The sequence below is a fragment of the Frankia sp. CoWAU3 genome (assembly GCF_977971855.1).
The window spans coordinates 5,190-11,925 of record NZ_CDWWXB010000106.1; the positions used below are offsets into that span (position 1 = coordinate 5,190).

Here is a 6,736-nt window from a genome sequence, read left to right on the forward strand (position 1 = left end):
GCCGCGTCGCGGTCTCGGGAGTCGGCAAGGTCGGGCGGCGGCTCATCGGGCATCTCCTCGACAGCGGCGCCTCGGTGGTCGCGGGCGACGTGGACCCGGTGGCCCTGGCCCGGCTGCGGGTGGAGTTCCCGGCGGCCGAGACCGTGCCGGACCCGGACGATCTGCTCGACCTCGACATCGACGTGTACGCCCCCTGCGCGCTGGGCGGAGCGCTGAGCGCGGAGACCGTCCGCCGGCTGCGAGCCGGCGTCGTCTGCGGCGGCGCCAACAACCAGCTCGCGCAGCCCGAGGTCGGGCGGCAGCTCGCCGACGCCGGAGTCCTGTACGCCCCCGACTTCGTGGTCAACGCCGGCGGCCTGATCCAGGTCGCGGACGAGATCGAGGGCTACTCGCCGGAGCGGGCCCGGGCCAGGGCCGCGCAGATCTTCGACACCACCTCGGAGGTGTTCCGCCTCGCCAAGGCCGAGGAGGTGACCCCGACCGAGGCCGCGGAGCGGCTCGCCGAACGCCGCATGACCGACGTGGGACGCCTGCGGGGGATCCTGCTGCCCTGACGCCGACCGCGGATGGGGCGAGACGCACCGTGGGGCGAGACGCACCGTGAGGCGAGGCACACCCCCGCCACCAGGCACGATCACCCGCCCGGCGGGGGCCTGAACGTCAATGGGAACAGGTGACGGTGATCACATCTAGGCCCCGTCAAACGGGCCGCCGACGGCGGGGACAAGCGGATATCCCCGATCGAACCCACCGGACAAGCGGGTTCATACACCGTTTCCGATCGCGGACACCTTGTCCGGGGACAGGCAACTGTCGGGTTGGCGTGCCGAGAAGCCTCCGGTCCCTGTAGTCTCGGGAAGCACGAGACAGTGAGAGCACCGGGGCGGGTCCCCGTCGTCATGTTCGAGGGGGTCGAGCCATGGGGCGCGGCCGAGCTAAGGCCAAGCAGACGAAAGTCGCCCGCGAGCTCAAGTACAACTCGCCCACTATGGATCTCGACCGATTGAAGGCGGATCTGGGCGCGGGCTCGACGCGCGAGAACAACAACGACGACTCGTACGTAGATGACGACTACGGATACGACGCCTACGCAGACGACGAGGACGATCGACGTTCCTCCCGCTGACAGCGTCGCTTCGGTAGTCGCTCACCGCGGTGGTCGTCGCCGACGGTGGTCGTCCGGGCTCAGGCCCGGGCTCCCACCGCCATAACGTGCTGCCGTGATGTTGGCCGCGCTGCATGCTTCTTCGCCAGTTCACTCCTGATCAGCCCAGGCTGCCCGGACAGGTTGCCCAACCTGCCCGGAGGGGCTGCCCTGCCCGGACGGGCTGTCCCGGACGGGCCGCCTCAGCGTGGATGCCGGCCGGCGAGCCGGGCCCTGGCCACGCCGGCTGGCTCCGGAGCGTCCGCCGTGCCGACCTCCCCTGCCACCCAGGCCGGCACGTCCCGCGCGGCGAGCAGCGCGAGAGCGTCGGCGACCGCAGTGGCCGGCAAGACCGCCACCATGCCGACTCCCTGGTTGAAGGTGGCTTCCATGTCCGCCTGGGTCACCTCGCCGCGCTCGGCGAGCAGACCGAAGATCGGGGGCACTGACCACGACGCCCGGTCCACCGTGGCCAGCAGGCCCGGCGGGATGACCCGGGCGAGGTTCGCCGCGAGACCGCCGCCGGTGATGTGGGCGAAGGTGTGCACCTCGACAGCCGCGGCCAGCGCCAGGCAGTCCCGGGCATAGATGCGGGTCGGAACCAGCAGGGACGTGCCCAGCGTGCCCCCCAGGGACGGGACGTATGACTCCAGATCCTCCCGCGCGGTCTCGGGAATCCCACCGGGCTGGCCAGAATCGACAGGACCGAACAAGATATGCCGTACGAGCGAGAAGCCGTTGGAGTGGATGCCGGATGATGCCATCGCGACCACCACGTCCCCGGGCCGGACTCGCTCCGGCCCGAGCACGTCGTCGGCCTCCACGACCCCGACCCCCGTCGCGGCCAGGTCGTAGTCGTCGCTACCCATGAGCCCAGGGTGCTCGGCGGTCTCCCCGCCGACCAGCGCCGCCCCCGCCTGCTCGCAGCCGGTTGCGATGCCGGAGACGATCTCGGCCACGCGCGCGGGGACCAGGGAGCCGCACGCGAGGTAGTCGAGCAGGAACAGCGGCTCCGCACCGCACACCACGAGGTCGTCGACAACCATGGCGACCAGATCAATGCCCACGGTGTCGTGCGTGTCCAGGGCCCGGGCAACGGCAATCTTGGTGCCCACACCGTCGGTCGAGGAGGCGAGCAGCGGCCGACGGTACCGCGCCGTATCCAGCGCGAACAGGCCGGCGAATCCGCCGAGCGAACCGACGACCTCGGGCCGGGTCGCGCGCGCGACGTGACCGCGCATCAGCTCGACGGCACGCTCGCCCGCGGCCACGTTGACCCCGGCCGCCCGGTACGAGTTCAATCCACCGCTCATGCGGGCCTCACCCCGGCCGGCTGGGGCTCGGACTCAAGATCGGGCTCGGGCTCGGGCTCGGCGTCGTGGTTGTCCGGGGAGGGATCGGCACCGTTCATGCCCAGCGTCACGCCGCGCCGCAGCGCCTCGGCGATCATGTCCTCGGTGGTCTCCGCGCCGCCCGTCGCCTCCAGCCGATGCTTGCCGAGCTTGTCGGAATCGTTCAGCGGAACCGGATACACGCCGTCGAAGCAGGCCCGGCAGAGCGTGCCGGCCGGTTGGCGGGAGGCCTCGACGAGGCCCTCCAACGAGACGTAGGCCAGCGAGTCGGCCCCGAGAGAGGCTCTGATCTCCTCGATGCCCGCCTCACTGGCGATCAGCTCGGCGCGGGTCGCGAAGTCGATGCCGTAGAAGCAGGGCCACCGTACCGGCGGCGAGGAGATCCGGATGTGGACCTCGGCGGCGCCGGCCTCCCGCAGCATGCGCACCAGCGCGCGCTGTGTGTTGCCGCGGACGATCGAGTCGTCCACCACGACGAGGCGACGCCCCTCGATCACATCCCGCAGGGGGTTCAGCTTGAGCCGGATCCCGCGCTGCCGAATCGTCTGCGAGGGCTGGATGAAGGTGCGCCCGACGTAGGAGTTCTTGACCAGGCCCTCACCGAACGGGATGCCCGACTCCTCCGCGTAGCCGACCGCGGCGGGTACTCCGGACTGCGGCACGGGGATGACCAGGTCGGCCTCCACCGGCGCCTCGCGGGCCAGCTGCCGGCCAACATCGACCCGGGTGGCGTGCACAGAGCGTCCGGCGATCGACGTGTCCGGGCGAGCGAGATAGACGTACTCGAACAGGCAGCCGTGCGGATCGGGCCGGGCGAACGTGCGCGAACGCACCCCCTCGGCGTCGATGACGACCAGCTCGCCAGGAACGATCTCCCGTACGAGGGTGGCGCCGACGATGTCGAGGGCGGCCGTCTCGCTGGCGATGATCCACGCGCCGTCGGGATGGCCGTCGAGCCGGCCGAGCACGAGCGGGTGGATCCCGTGCGCGTCCCGGGCGGCATACAGCGTCAAGGCGTCCGAGAAGACCAGCGAGAAGGCCCCGGTCAGGCGGGGCAGCACGTCCATCGCCGCGTCGACGAGGGTCGGGCCGGGATGGTCGGCGAGCATGGCGGTGATGAGGTCCGAGTCGGTGGTCGCCCGCAGGCGGTCCCGCTCCGCGCCGAGCGTCCGCGCGAGCTCGACGATGTTGGTGAGGTTGCCGTTGTGCCCGAGCGCGATGGGGCCGCCGAAGCGGGCGGTGCGGTACGACGGCTGGGCGTTCTCCCAGGTGGAGGAGCCTGTCGTCGAGTACCGGGTGTGACCGACCGCCACATGGCCGCTCAGGCTGGACAGGGTGACCTCGTCGAAGACCTGAGCGACAAGCCCCAGTTCCTTGAAGACCACCACGGTCCGACCGTCCCCGACCGCGATGCCGGCAGCCTCCTGCCCGCGGTGCTGCAGCGCGTACAGACCGTAGTAGGCCAGGTTCGCCACGTCCTCACCGGGCGCCCACACCCCGAACACACCGCAGGCGTCACGCGGCCCCGGCTCGTCGGAGAGGTCTGATTCCCATCCGGGGGTGGCGCCGAAGCGGGGTGCGACGTCTGGCACCAGGACTCCTCGACAGGTCAGGGACACCGAAGAATGCGGACAATCTCGCGCGGGACCATGCGGGACCACAGAGGTGCCGGGCTCGTCCGCCGACGCGCCGAGACGCGCCGAGACGCGCCGACCACTCCGACCACCGCCTCACCCCCGGCAGCTACCTCCCACCACGCTAGCAGTGAGGACGCGCATCGGCCGTTGTGCGCGCATGCCCGGACGGACCAGATCGTCCCTGGTAGATCATCCGGCCCAGCCAACCCGCATCTACAGGAGGGGCAGGTAGGAACTGAGGTCGGCGCGCTCGCCGCTGGCCGCGACCCGGCCGTCGGCCACCGCCTCGGCCCACGGCAGGCGGCCCGCGCACAGCAGGACGAAGGCAACGGGTTCGGCCTCGACGACATTCGGCGGTGTGCCCCGGGTATGGCGTGGACCCTCGACGATCTGCACGGCCGTGAACGGCGGCACCCGCAGTTCCACCGAGCGTCCGGGTGCCCGCTCGGTGAACATCTCCGCGAACACCTTCGTCGCCGCCCTGAGCGCATCCCGGACCGGCGTGACGCCTAGGTCGAGGCCGTGCACCACCGCCTCGACCGCTCGGGTGCGCAGGAACTCCGCCAGGCGCATCGGGCCGCCCGGCGTCGGGACCACCGCTTCCTGAGTCACCGCGGCCATGGCGGCCACCGCGGCCGACACCTCACCGGCCAGCCAGCCTCTGATCTCGGCCGGCCCACGGTTCGCCGCCAGCGAGCGGGCGGTGTCCGCGACGGCCTCCGTCCGGGTTCCGGCGCCCGTCAGGTAGCCGCTCGCGGTGACGAGATCCCTCGCGGTGACGAGATCCGTCGTGCGCCGGGACGCCGGGACCGCGGGGGCCAGGGCCTCGGTGAGCGCGGTCGCGGAGCGGGAGACGTGCAGGACGAGGTCGCCGACCGTCCAGCCGGGCAGCGGACTCGGCACCCCGAGGGTCCCGTCGGGCAGGACACTCACCGCATCGACGATCCGCTGCCACTGGTCCGCCAACGTCGCGGCCAGCTCGGTACCGGTCGCCCTGGGATCCTGGCGGCGTCCGCGGGATGGCATCCCTCCATCCTGCCCGGCGCCGCGTCCCGGCCGGATAGCCCACCTGCCAGATACCACCAGGCACCACCCGATAACACCTAGTACAAACCAGTATAAAACGGTGCGCGGTTATATCCGGCTGTCCGCGCGCGCCGGTGTGCCGGACCCGATCCCCCGCCCTGCCGGGCAGGAAGACGAGTATGGACGGGTGCCAGTGACGATCCCGCGCGCTCCCGCCGACGAGTACGCAACCGCCGCGATCCGGCAACGGGTTCTTGACGCCTGGGCCGCCTCCCCGGCCCGCTTCCGGGAAGACGCCAATGCCGAGGAGGACGCGGCTCTCGGCGCCTACCGCGACCGCCTCGTCGTCGAACTTGTGCAGAACGCGGTCGACGCCGCGCGTGAGGCCGGCGTCCCGGCCCGGGTGTACCTGCGGCTGCGCACCTCCGCTTCGGAGTCGGACACTCCGGATGCACCGGATGCACCGGATGCTTCGAAGACCGGCGCCGGTCCCGGGGGCCTGTTGGAGATCGCCAATACGGGGGCACCGCTGAGCCCGGCGGGGGTGGAGGCGCTGTCGACCCTGCGTGCCTCGGCGAAACGGGACACCACGTCAGTAGGGCGGTTCGGCGCCGGATTCGCCGCAGTGCTCGCGGTGAGCGACGATCCCTCGATCGTCTCCCGGTCCCGCCCGGGCGGGGGGGCGTCCGGAGTCACCTGGTCGAAGAGCAGGGTGATCAAGGCCGTGACGGCCGCGGGGGTGGGCCTGACCGAAGAACTGGCCCGGCGCGACGGGGCGGTACCCATCCTCCGGCTGCCATTCGATCTTCCCGCGCCGCCCGCACCACCGGACGGGTACGACACCGTGATCCGCCTCCCGCTGCGGGACGTCGCGGCGGCCACGGCAGCCCGGGATCTGCTGGCGGGGCTCGATCCGACCCTGCCGCTCGTCCTCGGCGGTCCCAGCGAGATCGTGGTTGACGTCGACGGGGCCGTTCGGACGATCACCTGTCGATGGATCCGCGGGGGCGGCTCATCCCAGCCCGCGCCGGGCGCGACGTCGACCCGCGTGGAGATCGCCGATCTCGACGGCGAGCGCTGGCGCGGCATCGCCCGTAGCGGCGTGATCCCGGCCAACCTGCTGGCCGACCGCCCGGTAGAGGAGCGCGGCCGGAACCGCTTCACCGCCCGGGTCATGGTCCGCGACGGCGGATGGCCCGAGGGCGTCGCCCGGGTCGTGCGGGCACCTCAGCCGACGGACGAACCGATCTCGCTGCCGATCCTGGCGAGCGTCGAGCTGCCACTGGATCCCTCGCGTCGATACACGGTATCGGGTCCGTTACGAGACTGGCTCACCGATCAGCTGAGCGCGGCCACCGTGGCGCTGGCCGAATACCTGGGCGCCGGCAGGAACCCAGACGCCGGCAGGAACCCAGACGAGACACCCGGCGACCCGCTGGCCGCGCTGGCCCTCGTGCCGACGGGGCTGCCGGTGGGCGAGGTCGACGGCAGGCTACGGGAGATGCTGATCCGACTTCTCCCGGACGCGGCGATGCTGCCCGGCGGTCTGCGTGGCCGGGACTGTTCCGTCTGCGATC

6 protein-coding genes are annotated in these 6,736 nt (G+C 71.8%); 3 read left to right on the forward strand and 3 right to left on the reverse strand.

What is annotated here, in order from left to right; genetic code table 11:
• A partial coding sequence (locus tag AC08ON_RS11080; protein ID WP_476616912.1) for a Glu/Leu/Phe/Val dehydrogenase family protein occupies nucleotides 1–554 on the forward strand: 554 nt, incomplete at its 5' end.
• Nucleotides 555–919: 365 nt separating this feature from the next.
• On the forward strand, nucleotides 920–1,126 hold the full coding sequence (locus AC08ON_RS11085; RefSeq protein WP_011434572.1) for a DUF3073 domain-containing protein: 207 nt from the start codon (nucleotides 920–922) through the stop codon (nucleotides 1,124–1,126).
• 221 nt (nucleotides 1,127–1,347) lie between these two features.
• Here AC08ON_RS11085 and purM read toward each other — a convergent pair whose 3' ends face one another.
• From purM to AC08ON_RS11100, 3 genes are all read right to left on the reverse strand, one after another.
• Complete coding sequence (purM, locus tag AC08ON_RS11090) at nucleotides 1,348–2,457, reverse strand: phosphoribosylformylglycinamidine cyclo-ligase (RefSeq protein WP_476607189.1); 1,110 nt, start codon at nucleotides 2,455–2,457, stop codon at nucleotides 1,348–1,350.
• Nucleotides 2,454–4,088, reverse strand: coding sequence for an amidophosphoribosyltransferase (gene purF / locus AC08ON_RS11095; RefSeq protein ID WP_476607188.1), 1,635 nt, complete (start codon nucleotides 4,086–4,088; stop codon nucleotides 2,454–2,456). Before purF ends, purM begins: the two co-directional genes overlap by 4 nt.
• A gap of 258 nt (nucleotides 4,089–4,346) precedes the next feature.
• The gene (locus AC08ON_RS11100) at nucleotides 4,347–5,159 is read right to left on the reverse strand and encodes a sterol carrier family protein (protein ID WP_476607187.1); all 813 of its coding nucleotides are present in this window, start codon (nucleotides 5,157–5,159) and stop codon (nucleotides 4,347–4,349) included.
• Nucleotides 5,160–5,352: 193 nt separating this feature from the next.
• On the opposite strand from AC08ON_RS11100, the gene AC08ON_RS11105 reads away from it, so the two are divergent.
• The coding region (locus AC08ON_RS11105; protein WP_476616913.1) for a sacsin N-terminal ATP-binding-like domain-containing protein at nucleotides 5,353–6,736 on the forward strand (1,384 nt) is incomplete at its 3' end.